Source organism: Microcella daejeonensis, from assembly GCF_026625045.1.
GTDB classification, from domain to species: domain Bacteria; phylum Actinomycetota; class Actinomycetes; order Actinomycetales; family Microbacteriaceae; genus Microcella; species Microcella daejeonensis.
The window spans coordinates 1777091-1791925 of the sequence record NZ_CP113089.1; the positions used below are offsets into that span (position 1 = coordinate 1777091).

10 protein-coding genes are annotated in these 14835 nt (G+C 73.4%); 6 read left to right on the top strand and 4 right to left on the bottom strand.

Annotated elements, in window-relative coordinates; all coding sequences use genetic code 11:
- Positions 1-8 precede the first annotated feature (8 nt).
- The 6 genes from OVN18_RS08655 (at position 9) to OVN18_RS08680 (ending at position 11552) form a co-directional block, all read left to right on the top strand.
- Positions 9-3185, top strand: a complete 3177-nt coding sequence (locus OVN18_RS08655; protein WP_267780318.1) for a UrvD/REP family ATP-dependent DNA helicase — start codon at positions 9-11, stop codon at positions 3183-3185.
- The gene (locus OVN18_RS08660; RefSeq protein ID WP_267780319.1) at positions 3182-6595 is read left to right on the top strand and encodes an ATP-dependent DNA helicase; all 3414 of its coding nucleotides are present in this window, start codon (positions 3182-3184) and stop codon (positions 6593-6595) included. The genes OVN18_RS08655 and OVN18_RS08660 overlap by 4 nt, the downstream gene beginning before the upstream one ends.
- Positions 6596-7028: 433 nt before the next feature.
- A complete protein-coding gene (locus OVN18_RS08665; RefSeq protein WP_267736617.1) occupies positions 7029-8000 on the top strand; it encodes a hypothetical protein in 972 nt (323 codons plus the stop codon).
- Between the two features lie 2 nt (positions 8001-8002).
- Positions 8003-9538 carry an efflux RND transporter periplasmic adaptor subunit gene (locus OVN18_RS08670; RefSeq protein ID WP_267780321.1) on the top strand — a complete coding sequence of 512 codons (1536 nt, stop codon included), beginning with the start codon at positions 8003-8005 and terminating at the stop codon, positions 9536-9538.
- A gap of 2 nt (positions 9539-9540) precedes the next feature.
- A complete protein-coding gene (locus OVN18_RS08675; protein WP_267736619.1) occupies positions 9541-10206 on the top strand; it encodes an ABC transporter ATP-binding protein in 666 nt (221 codons plus the stop codon).
- Positions 10203-11552: an ABC transporter permease gene (locus OVN18_RS08680; protein ID WP_267780322.1), complete on the top strand. Its 1350-nt coding sequence runs from the start codon at positions 10203-10205 to the stop codon at positions 11550-11552. Before OVN18_RS08675 ends, OVN18_RS08680 begins: the two co-directional genes overlap by 4 nt.
- Before the next feature lie 43 nt (positions 11553-11595).
- Here OVN18_RS08680 and OVN18_RS08685 read toward each other — a convergent pair whose 3' ends face one another.
- The 4 genes from OVN18_RS08685 to OVN18_RS08700 are packed head-to-tail and all read right to left on the bottom strand — an operon-like array spanning position 11596 to position 14833.
- Positions 11596-12828, bottom strand: a complete 1233-nt coding sequence (locus tag OVN18_RS08685) for an NAD(P)/FAD-dependent oxidoreductase (RefSeq protein ID WP_267780324.1) — start codon at positions 12826-12828, stop codon at positions 11596-11598.
- A 3-nt stretch (positions 12829-12831) separates the two neighbouring features.
- Positions 12832-13026, bottom strand: coding sequence for a ferredoxin (locus tag OVN18_RS08690; RefSeq protein ID WP_267736624.1), 195 nt, complete (start codon positions 13024-13026; stop codon positions 12832-12834).
- The gene (locus OVN18_RS08695) at positions 13023-13904 is read right to left on the bottom strand and encodes a fumarylacetoacetate hydrolase family protein (protein ID WP_267736625.1); all 882 of its coding nucleotides are present in this window, start codon (positions 13902-13904) and stop codon (positions 13023-13025) included. The genes OVN18_RS08690 and OVN18_RS08695 overlap by 4 nt, the downstream gene beginning before the upstream one ends.
- Positions 13901-14833: a DODA-type extradiol aromatic ring-opening family dioxygenase gene (locus tag OVN18_RS08700; RefSeq protein WP_267780325.1), complete on the bottom strand. Its 933-nt coding sequence runs from the start codon at positions 14831-14833 to the stop codon at positions 13901-13903. Before OVN18_RS08700 ends, OVN18_RS08695 begins: the two co-directional genes overlap by 4 nt.
- Positions 14834-14835 lie beyond the last annotated feature (2 nt).

Genomic DNA, 14835 nt, shown 5'->3' on the forward strand with positions numbered 1-14835 from the left:
TGATCGGCATGCCCCCCGCCGAGCCCGCCGCCGTCGCCGCGGGCGCTCGCGAGACGGCCGCGCTCGACGCGAGCCAGCGGGCGGTGGTCGGTGCCCGGCGCGGGCCCGGCGCGGTCGTGCTCGGCGCCCCCGGCACGGGCAAGACCCGCACGGTGATCGAGCTCGTCGCGGCCGCCATCCTCGACGACGGGCTGCCTCCCGAGAGCGTGCTCGTGCTGACCCCCTCCCGCCGCAGCGCGACGGTGCTGCGCGACCGCCTTGCCTTGCGCCTCGCGCACGGCGACGAGTCCGCTGCGCCCGTGCTGCCGGGGCCCCTCGCGCGCTCGATCGCCTCGTACGCCCACGCGATCGTCACGGCGGATGCCCGGCTCACCGGCCAGCCCGACCCGCGGCTGCTCTCCGGCGCCGATCAGGACGCCGATCTCGCCGAGCTGCTGGCGGGGCACGCGCTCGACGGCACGGGCCCGCGGTGGCCCGATCACCTCGGGCCGGAGGTGCGGGCGCTCGGCGCGTTCCGCACCGAGCTGCGCGATGCGATCGCCCGGGTGTCGGAGCACGGGTGGACCACCGATCGGCTGCGGTCGGAGGGCCGCGCGCACGACCAGCCCGCGTGGGCGGCCCTCGCCGACCTCGTCGACGAGTACCGCGTCGTGCTCGGCGGCGCCCGGGCCGACCAGGTCGACCCGGCCGAGCTCGTGCGGGCCGCGATCGGGCTCGTGCGCGATCCGGCGCCCGGAGCGCCGGCCGCCCCGCGGCTCGTCGTGCTCGACGACGCGCACGATGCGACGCCGAGCGGCTTCGAGCTGCTGGCCGCGCTCGCCGCGCGCGGGGCGACGGTCATCGCGCTCGGCGACCCCGACGTGGCCACGAACACGTTCCGCGGGGCGGAGCCCGACGCCGTCGCCCGGCTCGGCGTGCTGCTCGAGGCGGGCATCCCGACCCTCGTACTCGGCACGGCGCACCGGCAGGGGCCCGCGCTGCGCGCGCTCACCGCGGGGCTCAGCGCGCGCATCGGCACGGCGGCGGCGGGCGCCCAGCGCCGGGCGGTGCCCGGGCGGGCGGCCGATCCCCTCGACGCCGATGACGCGCTCGTGCGAACGGAGGGCGCGCTGCTCGCCGTCGCCGCTCCGAGCCCCGCGCGCGAGAGATCGCTCGTGGCCGACCTGCTGCGCGAGCGCCACCTGCTCGACGGCGTGCCCTGGTCGGCGATGGCCGTCGTCGTGCGCACCGGGGCCCAGGTGCCGCTGCTCGCCCGGGCGCTCGCCGCGGCCGAGGTGCCCGTGCGCACGACCGCGGCCGGTCGGCCGCTGCGCGAGCATCCCGCCGCCCGCGCCCTCATCCGCTTCGTCGACGTCGGTACGGGGCGCTCACCGCTGGATGCCGATGCCGCGGCCGAGCTGCTGCTCTCGCCGCTCGGCGGCCTCGACCGCATCGGCCTGCGGCGGCTGCGGCGCGCCCTGCGCGGGGAGGAGCTCGCGGGGGAGGGCGACCGCGGCGCCGACGAGCTGCTCGTCGAGGCGCTCGCCGCCCCCGATCGGCTCGAGACGATCGATCACCGAACGGCGCGCCGCGCGGCGCGCGTCGCGCGCACCCTCGCGCGCATCCGTACCGCTCACGAGGCGGGGGCGACCGTCGACGAGCTGCTCTGGACGGCGTGGGACGAGGCCCGGCTCGCGGCGGAGTGGGCGCAGACGTCGGCGGGAAGCGGCATCGTGGCCGCCGAGGCCGACCGCGCTCTCGACGCCGTGGTCGCGGTCTTCACCGCCGCGACGACGATCGTCGACACGGTGCCCGAGGCGACGGTCGAGACCTTCCTCGCCCGCGTGCTCGACAGCGACGTCGCGGACGACCTGCTGCAGCCCGTGCGCACCGAGGAGTCGGTGCTCATCACGACCCCGGCCTCGGCCGCGGGGCTCGAGGTGGACGTCGTCGTGGTGGCCGGTCTCACCGAGGGCGTCTGGCCCAATCTCCGCGTGCGCGGCACCCTCCTCGGCGCTCCGCTGCTGAGCCGGGTCGCCCGCGATCTGCCCGTCGCCGACCTCGACGAGCGGCGGCTCGTGCTCGACGACGAGCTGCGCATGTTCGTGCTCGCGGCCTCGCGGGCGCGCCGCCAGCTGATCGTCACGGCGACGGCGGGCGAGGACGAGCAGCCGAGCGCGCTGTGGGAGCACGTCAGCCAGGCCGCGGGGGAGCCGGCCGTCGGCTCCGCCCGGCGCGGCCGACCCCGCTCGCTGCGCCGGCTCGTCGGCCAGCTGAGGCGCATCCTCACCGACCCCGCCTCGAACGAGACCGCCCGGGCGGAGGCGGCGGTCGCCCTGCGGCGCCTCGCCGACGAGGGCGTCGCCGGGGCGGGGCCCGACGAGTGGTGGGGCGTGCTCGAGCCCTCGACGACGGCGCCGCTGTTCCTCGACGACGAGCACGTGACCCTCTCGCCGTCGAAGCTCGAGGCCATCGAGACCTCGCCGCTCGACTGGTTCCTCGACCGCATCGCGCCGGAGGAGACGAGCGCCGTCATGGGCATCGGCACGATCGTGCACGGGGCGATGGAGACCCTCGACGATCCCGACGTCGACGCGGTCTGGGCGGCCATCGAGGCGCGCTGGGCCGAGCTCGTCTTCGAATCGCCGTGGCTCGCCGAGCAGCAGCGCCGCCTCGCCCGCCGCTACGCCGAGGGCGTCGCCGCCTACCTGCGCGACGCCGCCCTCGAGGGCCGCGCTCGCGTCGCGGCCGAGGAGCGCTTCTCCGTGCTCGTCGACCGGGCCCGGCTGAGCGGCAGCGTCGACCGCATCGAGCGCTCCGACGACGGCGGCGTGCGCATCATCGACCTCAAGACCGGGCGACCGGTGACGGACGCCGGGGCGACGGGCAACGCGCAGCTCGGCGCCTACCAGCTCGCCTATGCCGACGGCGCCTTCGACGAGCTGCTCGACCCGATCGGTCCGCACCACGCGGAGGGTGCCCGACTGCTGTTCGTGCGCGAAGGCGTGCGCGGCAAGCCCTACCGCGAGGCCCGGCAGCCCGTGCTCGACGAGGAGGGGCTCGAGGCGTTCCGGCTGCGGCTGCGGCAGGCGGTGGCCGCGGTGGCGGTGGCGGAGCTCTCCGGCCCGCGCACGGTCGGTCGCTTCGACTTCGCCGCACGACGGCATCGGCTGCACCGCGTGCCGCCGATCACGGGGGAGCGATGAGCGCCGGGGCGGGCATCCCGCCGCGCCCGGGGCGGCAGCCGCGCATCAGCGCCGACGCGATCGCCGAGGCGATCGGCCAGCACCGGCCGACGGAGGAGCAGCGCGCCGTGATCGAGGCGCCGCTCGCCCCCGCGCTCGTCGTCGCCGGTGCCGGCTCGGGCAAGACCGAGACGATGGCGGCGCGCGTGCTCTGGCTCGTCGCGAACGAGTTCGTGCGGCCCGACGAGGTGCTCGGGCTCACCTTCACCCGCAAGGCCGCCGGCGAGCTCGCCCATCGGATCCGCTCGCGCCTGGACGCGCTCGGGCGCAGCCCGCTGATGGCGCGGCCCGAGGGCTCCCCGCCGCTCGTCGACGCCTTCACCCAGCCGGCCGTCAGCACGTACAACGCCTTCGCCTCGACCCTCTACCGCGACCACGCCGTGCTCATCGGGCGCGACCCCGAGGGCGTCGTGCTCGGCGAGGCGAGCGCGTGGCAGCTGGCCCGCGAGCTCGTCACGCGCAGCAGCGACGATCGGCTCGGGGCGCTCGACAAGCCCATCGACCGCATCACCCGCGCCGTGCTCGGCCTCGCCCACGGTCTCGCCGAGCACGTCGCCGAACTCGACGATCTGCGCGCGCTCGCGACCGAGTTCTCGGGTCTCGCCGAGCTGCCGCCCGGCGGGCGCGGTGCGTACGCCGACGTCGAGAAGCTCGCCGCCGAGATCGGCGCGAGCCTGCCGGTCGCCGATCTGGTCGAGCGGTTCCGGCTGCTCAAGCAGCGCGACGGGCTCGTGGAGTTCGCCGACCAGGTCGGCCTCGCGCTGCAGATCGTGCAGCGCCACCGCGGGGTGATCGACGGTCTGCGCGAGCGCTACCGGGTGGTGCTGCTCGACGAGTACCAGGACACGAACGTCGCCCAGACGCGACTGCTCTCCGCCCTGTTCGGCGGCACGCCCGTGATGGCCGTGGGCGACCCGCACCAGTCCATCTACGGCTGGCGAGGGGCGAGCGCCTCGAACCTCGACGACTTCGCACGGAGGTTCGCCGTCGGTGCCGTCGACGACAGCGCGGGGGATGCCCCCGCCGGCTCGCCCGGCGCCGCTGAACCCGGCGCCGCGCGCTTCTCCCTCAGCACCTCGTGGCGCAACGGCACGCGCATCCTCGACGTGGCGAACGCGCTCGTCGAGCCGCTCAGCGCGCGCTCGGGTGCGGGCGGCGGGGCCGTGGTCGCGCGGCTCGCGGCAGGCCCGACCGCGAGCGAGCATCCCGTCGAGCTGGCCTGGCTCGAGCACGTCGAGGACGAGGCCGACGCGGTCGCCCGCTGGTTCGCGGCCCGGCTCGGCGAGGGCGCCGTCGGCGCGGAACCCGGGGCCGTCGACGCCGAGGGCCGCCCGCTGCGGCCGAGTGCGGCGCTGCTCATGCGCAACCGCTCGACGCAGCCGGTGTTCCTCGCGGCAATGCGCCGGCACGAGGTGCCCGTGCACGTGCTCGGCATCGGCGGCCTGCTCGAGGAGCCCGAGATCGCCGACCTCGTCAGCGCGCTCTCCGTCGTCGCCGACCCCTCCTCGGGCACCGAGCTCGTACGCCTGCTCGCCGGGCCGCGCTGGCGCATCGGTCTCGCCGACCTGGAGGGGCTGCGCGCGATCGCCTCCTGGCTGCGCGAGCGCGACCTCTCGCAGCGACGGTTCTCCGACGAGGTCGTCGCCCGCATGCGCGACTCCGTCGCCCCCTCGGAGGGGCTCTCGATCGTCGACGCGCTCGACTTCGTCGCCACCGCGCGCGAGGGGCACAGCCAGCTCGAGCGATTCAGCGAGGCCGGCCGGGAGAGGCTGCGCGAGGCCGGAGCCCTCTTCGCCCGGCTGCGCACCCGCACGGCGCTCGCGCTGCCCGACCTCGTCACCGCGGTCGAGCACGAGCTGCAGCTCGACATCGAGGTCGTCGCCAACCCCGCCCGGGTTCTGCGCGAGGCTCCGCGCGAGGCCTTCCTCGACGCGCTCGACGGCTACCTCGGGCTCGCCGAGCAGGCGACGCTGGCCGGGTTCCTCGGCTGGCTGCGCGAGGCCGAGTGGCGCGACAACCTCTCGCCGCGCAGCGAGGAGCCCGAGCCCGGCACCGTGCAGGTGCTCACCGTGCACGGCTCGAAAGGGCTCGAGTGGGATCACGTCGTCGTGCCGCGCTTCGTCGCCGACGAGCTGCCCTCGAAGCCGCTCGGCGGCACCACCGGCTGGCTGAGCCTGGGGGTGCTGCCCTACCCGCTGCGGGGCGACGCCGAAGAGCTGCCGCACTTCGACTGGCGCGGCGCCGAGACGCGCAAGGAGCTGCTGGAACGGCGCGACGACTTCACGGCCGCGGTCGGGGCGCACCTCGAGAAGGAGGAGCGACGGCTCGCCTACGTCGCCGTGACGCGCGCTCGGCACCGGCTGCTGCTGACGGGATCGTTCTGGTCACGGCAGACCAAGCCGCGAGGGCCGAGCCCGTTCCTCGTGCCGCTGCTCGAGCGGGGCATCCTGTCGCCGGCGCCCCCCGAGGCGCCCGAGAGCGAGACGAACCCGCTCGTCGTCGACGAGGGCGACGAGGCGTGGTGGCCGGGCGACCCCTTCGGCTCCGATCCGACGACGAGCCGTCGGGTGCGGGTGATGCGCGGTGCCGATCGCGTTCGCGCGGCCGATGCGAGCCGGGGCAGCGTCTGGGACGACGACATCACCCTGCTGCTCGCCGAGCGCGCCGCGCGCGAGAGTCGAGCGGGGCGCGTGCGCATCCCGGCCCGGGTGCCCGCCTCGGCCGTGAAGGACTTCGTGACCGAGCCCGAGGCGACCGCGGAGCGGCTGCGTCGACCCCTGCCGCAGCGGCCCTACCGGGCCACGCGGCTCGGAACGATCTTCCACCGCTGGGTCGAGCAGACCTCCGGGCTCGCCGCCACCTCCGACGCGATCGACGGGATCACCCTCGACCTCGACGCGCTCGAGGAGGGCGCCGGCGAGGCGGTCGAGCGCGAGCAGCTCGAGCAGCTGCAGACGACCTTCGCCGCCTCGCCCTGGGGAACCCGTACGCCGCTCGACGTCGAGCGCGAGCTGCATCTCGTCATGGAGGGCCGCATCCTCGTCTGCAAGATCGACGCGGTGTACGCGGTGGACGGCGCGCCCGACCGCGTCGAGATCGTCGACTGGAAGACGGGGCGGGCGCCCCGCGACGCCGACGACCGGCGCGCGAAGGAGCTGCAGCTCGCCCTCTACCGCCTCGCCTACGCGCGATGGCGCGGCATGCCGCTCGACGACGTCGACGCGGTCTTCTACTTCGTCGCGGACGACGAGGTGCTGCGGCCGACGGCGCTGCCCGACGAGTCGGAGCTGCGTCGGCTGTGGCGCGAGTCGATCGGGCCCGCCGCACCGAGCCCGGGGGTCGCCCGCTCCGCGACGGCGGCATCCGGCTGAAGCGGCGCGGCACCCCGTCCGCGTCGGAGCGTCGATCGGGGCCCGAGCGCGTCGCCGTGGGGTGCGGGCGCGAGGCGGGAGCGCTATCTCGCAGCGCTCGCCCACGGGCGATCGCTCCGCCGCACGACTGCCGCGTGGTGCCGCGCACGATCGGGTCGTGAGGCCGTTACCAAAACGTCGTCGCGGCAGACGGGAGGAATCCTTGACGATTGGCGGCGGCGAGATTACGGTCACCGGTAGAACGGTGCGTCCGGTGAACAAACCTGTCTGTTCGAGCAGCTCTCGTGCACGACATCCGCTCATCCGCTGGCTTCGCAGCAGCGCGACGGTGCGAACGGAACACTCGCAGCCGCCACTCGCTGTTCGCCACCCGCCACCGGCGGGTGGGCACCAGCACGATCATCGGCGTCGGTCGCCGAAGCACGGAGCAGACATGATCACCCCCGTTCGTACTCTCGCGGCGCTGAGCGCGTCGGCTCTCGTCCTCGCACTCGCAGCGTGCTCGCCCGGCGGCGGCGATGCCGCCGAGGACGAGTACTCCTCGCCCCTGAACGACTATCTGTCCGCCGTGTGGGGCGGTGATCTCTCCGAGGAGGACGCCATGGCGCGTGCGGAGGAGGAGCTGCGCATCCGCGAGGAGATCGCCGCGGAGTGCATGGCCGAGCAGGGCTTCGACTACGTGCCGGTCGTCGATATGGGTTATACCTCGGGTTCGGGCCAGGAGTGGGAGCCCGACGACCGCGAGTGGGTGGCGCAGTACGGCTACGGCGCCGTGCGATCCCCGGGCAGCGAGGACGTGCCCGACCCTGACGAGCAGTTCGTCGACCCGAACCAGGAGTACGTCGAGAGTCTCTCCGAGTCCGAGATGACCGCGTACTACGAGGCGCTGTACGGTCCGCAGCCGACGGAGGAGGAGCTCAACGACGACGGCTCCTACGAGTACAACTGGGAGACGGCCGGCTGCCAGGGCTTCGCCGATAACGAGACCCGCGCGAGCAACCCGATGGAGTCGGAGGAGCACAAGCCCCTCATGGACGCCATCAACGAGTTCTACACCTCGATGGAGACCGACCCGGCGCTCGCGGAGGTCGACGGCGAGTGGGTCACCTGCATGGAGGAAGCCGGCTACTCGGGCTTCAGCGCGCAGTTCGACGCGCAGAACTCGGTGTACGACGAGCTGAACGCCTACTACGAGAGCATGACCGACTACGTCGAGGACGACCCCGCCCTCGACGAGATCGCCGAGCGCGAGATCGACCTCGCGCTCGCCGATCTCGATTGCCGGGAGGCGACGGACTACCGCGAGCGCCGCCAGGCTGTCTCCGTCGAACTGGAGGAGCAGTTCATCTCCGACAACAAGACCGCTCTCGAGGCGCTCGTCGCCGACGCTGAGCAGGGCCAGTAGCGGTGGCGACCGCTGCTGTCAGCGGCTGGAAGCGGGTTCTCGGCGCGAACCGCGCCGTGTGGGTGACAGCAGCTATCGCGGTCGTCGCCCTCATCGCGGGGTTGCTCGTGGGGCGGTTCGTCGTATCGCCCGCTGACGCGTCGGCGGCCTCCGAGGCCCCGGACCCCGGGCTGGTCACGGTGCCCGTCGAGCTCGGCGTGCTGTCCAACGACCTCACTCTCCGCGGTGACGTCGGTTTCGCGGACTCCGTCGAGGTCACGATCGATGCGGCGTCGTTCGGCGGCGCCCCCGTCGTCACCGGCGCCGTTCCCGAGGTCGACGCGTCTCTCGAACCGCTGTCGGTCGCGCTCGCCGTCGCCGGCCGCCCGGTCATCGTGCTTCCGGGCGAGCTGCCCGCCTACCGCACCCTCGAATTCGGGATGCGCGGCCCCGACGTCGTCCAGTTCAAGGAGGCGATGGCGGCCGTCGGCATCGGCGCAGGCGACCCTGCATCCGACCTCTTCGACGCCACCGCGGCGAACGCCGTCGCCGCGCTGTACGAGCGCGTCGGCTACGCCGCCCCCGCCGGCGCGGAGGGTGCGGGGGAGGTGTTGCGCGCGGCGCAGGATGCGGTGCGCGGCGCGCAGCAGCAGCTCGAGGCGGCGCGCGCCGACCTCGCGCGGGCATCCGGGGGGCCATCGGCTGTCGACATCCGTCAGGCCGACAACGCCGTATCGAGTGCGCATCGCGCCGTCGAGGCGGCGCTGGCGGGGAAGCCGCTTCCGCCGGAGGACACCGCCGCGGCCCTCGCCCAGTGGAACGCCGGCGTCGGCGATGCGCGTGATCAACTCGCGCTCGCGCAGCTGCAGCGCGAACAGCTCGGCGCTTCCGTGGACACGAGCGCCGAGCGTGCGGCTGTCGCGTCGGCGCAGCAGTTCGTGGCCGACGCGCAGGGCGAGCTGAACCGTGCGCAGGAGGCGTCGTTGCCGCAGCTGCCCTCGGGAGAGGTGCTGTACCTCACCGACCTGCCGCGCCGCGTCGACGCCGTCAACGTGGCACGAGGGCAGGTGCTGCAGGGAGCCGCGCTCGTCGTCTCGGGCGCTGCGCTCACCATCTCGGGCGGAGTCGCGGCGACGGACGCTGAACTCCTGACGGTCGGCGACCGTGCCCAGTTCGATCTGCCGGACGGCACCGTTCACGAGGCGACCATCACCGAACTCGCGGCAGCGGAGAATCCGACCGAGCGCTGGTCGATCGTGCTCGAGCCCGATCCGCTGACGAGCGAGCAGTCGATGCAGCTGCAGGGCTCGAACGTGCGCGTGATGATCGCGGTCGGAGCGACCGCGGGCGAGGTTCTGCACGTTCCGATCGCGGCGTTGACGGCGGGGTCGGGCGGGGAGGCGCGCATCGAGGTCGTCGACGGCGACCCCCGCGACGGCGAGCGTGCGGAGACGAGGCTGGTCGTGGTCGAGACGGGGCTCGCGGCGGGCGGCCAGGTCGAGGTGGTGCCGGTCGACGATGAGGTCGATGAGGGAGACCTGGTGGTGGTGGGGCGGTGACGGTGATCGAGTTGCGTGACGTCACGCGCTCGTTCCCGGGCCCGCCCGAGGTGCAGGCGCTCAAGGCCGTCAATCTAACGATCCGGCGCGGGGACTACCTCTCGATCGTGGGACCGAGCGGCTCGGGCAAGTCGACGATGCTCAACATCCTCGGTCTGCTCGACCGTCCGACCGTCGGCGAGTACCGCATCGACGGGGTGTTGACGGGCGGTCTCGATGAGGATGCACGGGCGGGGGTCCGCGCGCAGCGCATCGGTTTCGTGTTCCAGTCGTTCCACCTGATGCCGCGCCGCACCGTGTTCGAGAACGTGCTCATGCCGATGGCCTACAGCGGCGTTCCCCGCACGGAGCGCGTCGACCGCGCTCGGCGGACCCTCGAGCGCGTGGGCCTCGGGCACCGGCTGGACTTCCTGCCGACGACGCTCTCCGGCGGCGAGCGGCAGCGGGTCGCGGTCGCCCGCGCCGTCGTCAGCAGACCGTCCATCGTGCTCGCGGACGAGCCGACGGGCAATCTCGACCAGACCACCAGCAGCGAGGTCATGTCGTTGTTCGACGATCTGCGCGACGACGGGCTCACGCTCGTCGTCATCACGCACGATCCCGAGGTCGCGAGACGGGCGGAGAGGGTGGTGCGCATCACCGACGGGCGCCTCGAGGAGCAGCGATGAGGCTGCGACGCCCGGTCGGCGCGGCGTGGGGGCGCCGTCGAGAGCCCGAGGCTGCACCGGGTGCGACGGTGCCCGCGGCGGATGCTGAGGAGCTGCCGCAGGCATCGCTCGTCGCGTCGATCCCGCGCGTCGACCGGTTCACGGCGCAGGACCTGGTGGTCGAGGCGATCTCCGACGTCGGCTCGCGGCCGGGTCGGCTCGTCATGACCCTCGCCGGAACAGTGCTCGGCGTCGGCGCCCTGGTCGCGACCCTCGGCTTCGCGCAGACCGCCGAGTACCAGATCGCCCGCCAGTTCGACGCGGTGCGCTCGACGCAGGTCGTCGTGAGCCCGGGGAGTGCGCAGACGCAGTCGGGCGACTCCGTCGCGACGGCGCGCCTCCCGTGGGACTCGGTCGAGCGGGTCGGGCGTCTCGCCGGCGTCGAGGCCGCTGCGACGATCAGCGAGCTGGCGCTCGACGGCGAGGAGATCACGACCGTTCCCGTGAACGACCCGTCCGCCGCGGCCATCGCGGCACCACGGCTCATGGCCGCCGACGCCGACCTGCTCGACGTCATCGGCTCGTCGATCGTGACGGGGCGCATGTTCGACTCCGGTCACGCGAGCCGAGCCGACCGCGTCGTGGTGATCGGTGAGCGGGCCGCCGATCGTCTGGGGCTGAATCGGATCGACCGCCAGCCCGCGGTGTTCATCGGTGATCGGCCGTACGCCGTCATCGGCATCTACGGCGAATCGCAGGCGCGCGGCGAGCTGGCCGACGCCATCATCATGCCGACCGCCACGGCCCGAGGCGACCGCGCGCTGGTGGCCCCCGATGAGCTGCAGATCCGCATCGCGCCGGGGGCGGGTGAGCAGGTCGGCGAGCAGGCGTCGCTCGCGCTCCTGCCCAACAGCCCTGAGGATCTCGACGTCTCGGCCCCCAGCGCGAGTGCGAGCCTGAGGGAGACGGTGCAGTCGGACGTCACCGTCGTGTTCCTGATCCTCGGCGGCATCGTCCTGCTCGCCGGTGCGCTCGGCATCGCCAACGTGACGATGCTGACCGTGTCGGAGCGCATCCCCGAGATCGGTCTCCGCCGCGCCCTGGGAGCCACCCGGCGCCAGATCGGCGCGCAGTTCGTCATCGAATCGGCGGTCATCGGGCTGCTCGGCGGGCTCATGGGTGCCGCTCTCGCCGTCGTGTCCCTCGTCGGCCTGTCGGTCGCGCACGGCTGGACACCGATCATCGACGTCTGGGTGACGGTCGGCGGGGTGCTCCTCGGCTCGCTCGTCGGGCTCGCCGCCGGGTGGCTGCCCGCCCGGCGAGCCTCTCGCATCGAGCCGGTGTCGGCGCTCAGGGGCGGCGCCTAGGCGGCGTGAGTCCACGGCGCCCCGTGCGCCGGATCCGTGCGGCTCAGCGGGCGGCGACCGGCGCCGGGAACCGCGCCCGGTACGCCTGCACGGCCGAGCGCATGCCGAGCCCGCACACCCCCACGAGCTGATCGCCGCGGAAGTACTTCACGACGCACTCGTCATCGAGCGATCCGGCGACGAGCTCGCTGCGGTCGGCCAGGTACGTCATGCCGAACGCCAGCAGGTGCATGTCGTACTGGTCGCTCCAGAAGGAGGGCAGCGGGGCGAAGGGCCTCGCCGCGACCTCGGCCGCCGCGACCGGATCGTCACCGAGCTGCGCGGCGAGCACCTGCCCGGCGCGCTTGCCCGTCTCGGTCGGCAGGTTCCAGTGCTCGACCCGGCGCGCCACGTCGTCGAACAGGGGGTTCGCGTAGCGGGCCACGTCGCCGACCGCGAGCACGTGGGGGAGCGCCGCACCCTCCGTCGTCACGGCCTGCAGCGCACCGTTCACGAGCACGCCGTCGCGCACGTCGATGTCCGATCCGGCGAGCCACTCGGTGTTCGGGTCGCTGCCCACCGCTACCACGAGCACGTCGCACTCGAGCATGACGCCCGTGTCGAGCACGACGCGCTCGACGGAGGGGTCGCCGACGAGCGAGAAGAGGGATGCCCGGGGGAAGAAGGTGACGCCGTTCGCCTCGTGGCGCCGCCGCACCTCGGCCCCGAGCAGCGGGCCCACGGCGCGCTCGAGCGGGATCGCGCTCTGCGACACGATCGAGACCCGGCAGCCGCGCTTCGCCGCCGTCGCCGCGATCTCGCAGCCGATGAAGCCCGATCCGAGGATGACGACGTTCGCGCCCGGTCGCAGTGCGCCGCGCAGCGCGACCGCGTCGTCGACCGTGCGCAGGCGGTGGATGCCGCCGAGGCCGTGCGAGTCGATCGGCAGCGGCTTCGGGCGCAGTCCGGTCGCGATCACGAGCCCGTCGAACGCGTGCACGGCGCCCGTGTCGTCGGTGACGGTGAGGGCGTGCGGGTCGAGCGCGGTCGCGCGGCGGCCGAGCATCCATTCGACCTCGCCGAGGCTGGCCCGCAGGGGGAAGGCGACGTCCGCGTGGCCCTGCCCCTCCGTCGAGAGCAGCTCCTTCGACAGCGGCGGCCGGTTGTACGGCGCGTGCTCCTCGGCGCCGAGCACGCGGATGGCGCCCGTGTAGCCGTGCCGCCGCAGCGACTCGGCCGAGCGCAGGCCCGCCATCGAGGCGCCGACGATGAGCACGCCGGCGCCGCTGCCCGGCACGGCCTACTCCTGGCGGAGGCTGATCGCCTGCATGGGGCAGACGTCGACGGCGGCCTCGAGGTCGGCGAGCATCTCGTCGGGCGCCTCGGCCTTGTACTGCAGCTTGTCGTCGCCATCGAGCTGGAACACCTCGGGCGCCTCGAAGACGCACTGCCCGTAGTGCTGGCACTTCTTCATGTCGACGTCGATCTTGATCATGAGCGGCGCTCCTCGATTCTGGAGGGGTAGAGGTCTTTCGAGGGGGTGCGGATGCCGCGGAACTCCCAGTCGCCGCCGAGGGCGGTGGAGACGACCTCCTCGCTCTCGGTGGGCTGGGCGCCCACGTCGGTGCGGATGGGCGTCGGCCCCTCGACGATGGTGTTGCGCAGTCGGCCGAGGCCCTCGACCTCGACCTCGACCACGTCCCCAGGGTAGACGGGGCGAGAGTTCGCGGGCGTGCCCGTGAAGATCATGTCGCCGGGGACGAGGGTGATCGTGCGGGCGAGATCGGCGACGAGGTAGTGCATGTCCCACTCCATGTTCGCGGTGGAATCCTCCTGCTTCACCTCGCCGTTGACGATCGTGCGGATGCTCTTGCCGCGGAAATCCCAGTCGGTGACGAGCCCCGGCCCCACGGGCGCGAGAGTGTCGCTGCCCTTGACGCGCAGCATCGAGCCGGCGTCGGTGTCGCGGAAGTCGTGCAGCCCGTAGTCGTTGCCGACGGTGTACCCGGCGATGTAGTCGCCGGCCTCGGCGGGCGAGACGTTGCGGCACACGCGGCCGATGACGGCGACGATCTCGCCCTCGTAGTTGAGCCACTTGCAGCCCGAGGGGCGAACGATGTCGCCGCCGTGGCTGTTGAGCGCCGTGATCGGCTTGTGGAAGTACGTGGGCGCCGCGGGGAGCTTCGTCATGAACTCCTCGGTGCGGCTCGCGTAGTTCAGGTGCACGGCGAGGATCTTCGTCGGCTCCGCCGGGGCGAGGTGCTGAGCATCCTCGATCGCGATCTCGCGGCCGTCGGATGCCCGCAGCACGTCGCCGTCGCGCACCACCTGCACGGGCGCGCCGCCGAGCAGGATGCGGCGGTACTCGGTCATGCGGCACCCGCCTCGACGGAGTCGTCGCGCGAGAGCGTCAGATCCTTCGGGAGCGGGAATCCGCCCTCCGGCTCCGGGAAGTACACGTGCACCTGCCCGGTGCCGATCGAGTTCTCGTACTCGGAGTAGAGGACCCCGCGAGCGGTGTTCGCCTCCTCGCCGGTCGCGCCCGCCATCTGCAGCCAGTGACTGAAGTTCGCCTCGGGCTTCACCTTCTTGAACTCGGGCATGGTCGCGAGGATGCGCGCGTGATCGCCGGCCTTCATCCACTCGATGCGCTCGAGGTCGGCGGCCCGGGCCTCGGGGCTGAAGATGTGCGAGGGGTCGCTCGACTCGTGCTTGCGCAGCTCGCGGAGCGTGTAGAAGGTGTGCGAGAGCGCGCCGGAGGCGAGCAGCAGCACCTTGCGGTCGCTGTCGCGGATGGCCTCGCCGAGGGCGCGGCCGGCGCGGAGGAAGTCCTCCGTCGTCGCCGTCTGGCAGACGGAGAGGCTCACCCAGCGCTTGTCGAGGCCGCGGCCGAGGTAGTGCCAGAGGTTGACGGTCGCGTAGAAGATCGGCAGGTGCGGGTCGCTGATGGGGGTGACCCAGGTGCCGTTCTTCTCGTCGTAGTCCGCCACGGCGTTCGCGAGCTCGGGGTCGCCGCGGAACGCGTAGGGGATCTGCGACATGCCGCGGGGCAGCTCCTCGCTCGTGAAGAGCCCGCTGCGCTCGGCCTGCGCCGAGATGACGAACTCGACCGTGGTGGCCCAGTGCGAGTCGAGCACGACGACCGTGTCGTAGTCGAGGGTCTCCATGACCTCCTCGCGGAACCGCTTGAGCCCGGGCACGAGCGAGATCTCGCGGCCCTCGTTGATGTCGTACCGCACGTCCTGCGGCAGCATGATGGTGGGCACGTGCGCGAGCACCGCGGCGCCGACGACCTTTCCCATGA

Excerpts from the sequence above, each read along its gene's own strand:
- OVN18_RS08655 (WP_267780318.1), top strand. The coding sequence starts at position 9 with ATGCCCCCCGCCGAGCCCGCCGCCGTCGCCGCGGGCGCTCGCGAGACG.
- OVN18_RS08660 (WP_267780319.1), top strand. The coding sequence starts at position 3,182 with ATGAGCGCCGGGGCGGGCATCCCGCCGCGCCCGGGGCGGCAGCCGCGC.
- OVN18_RS08665 (WP_267736617.1), top strand. The coding sequence starts at position 7,029 with ATGATCACCCCCGTTCGTACTCTCGCGGCGCTGAGCGCGTCGGCTCTC.
- OVN18_RS08680 (WP_267780322.1), top strand. The coding sequence starts at position 10,203 with ATGAGGCTGCGACGCCCGGTCGGCGCGGCGTGGGGGCGCCGTCGAGAG.
- OVN18_RS08690 (WP_267736624.1), bottom strand. The coding sequence starts at position 13,026 with ATGATCAAGATCGACGTCGACATGAAGAAGTGCCAGCACTACGGGCAG.
- OVN18_RS08695 (WP_267736625.1), bottom strand. The coding sequence starts at position 13,904 with ATGACCGAGTACCGCCGCATCCTGCTCGGCGGCGCGCCCGTGCAGGTG.
- OVN18_RS08700 (WP_267780325.1), bottom strand. The coding sequence starts at position 14,833 with ATGGGAAAGGTCGTCGGCGCCGCGGTGCTCGCGCACGTGCCCACCATC.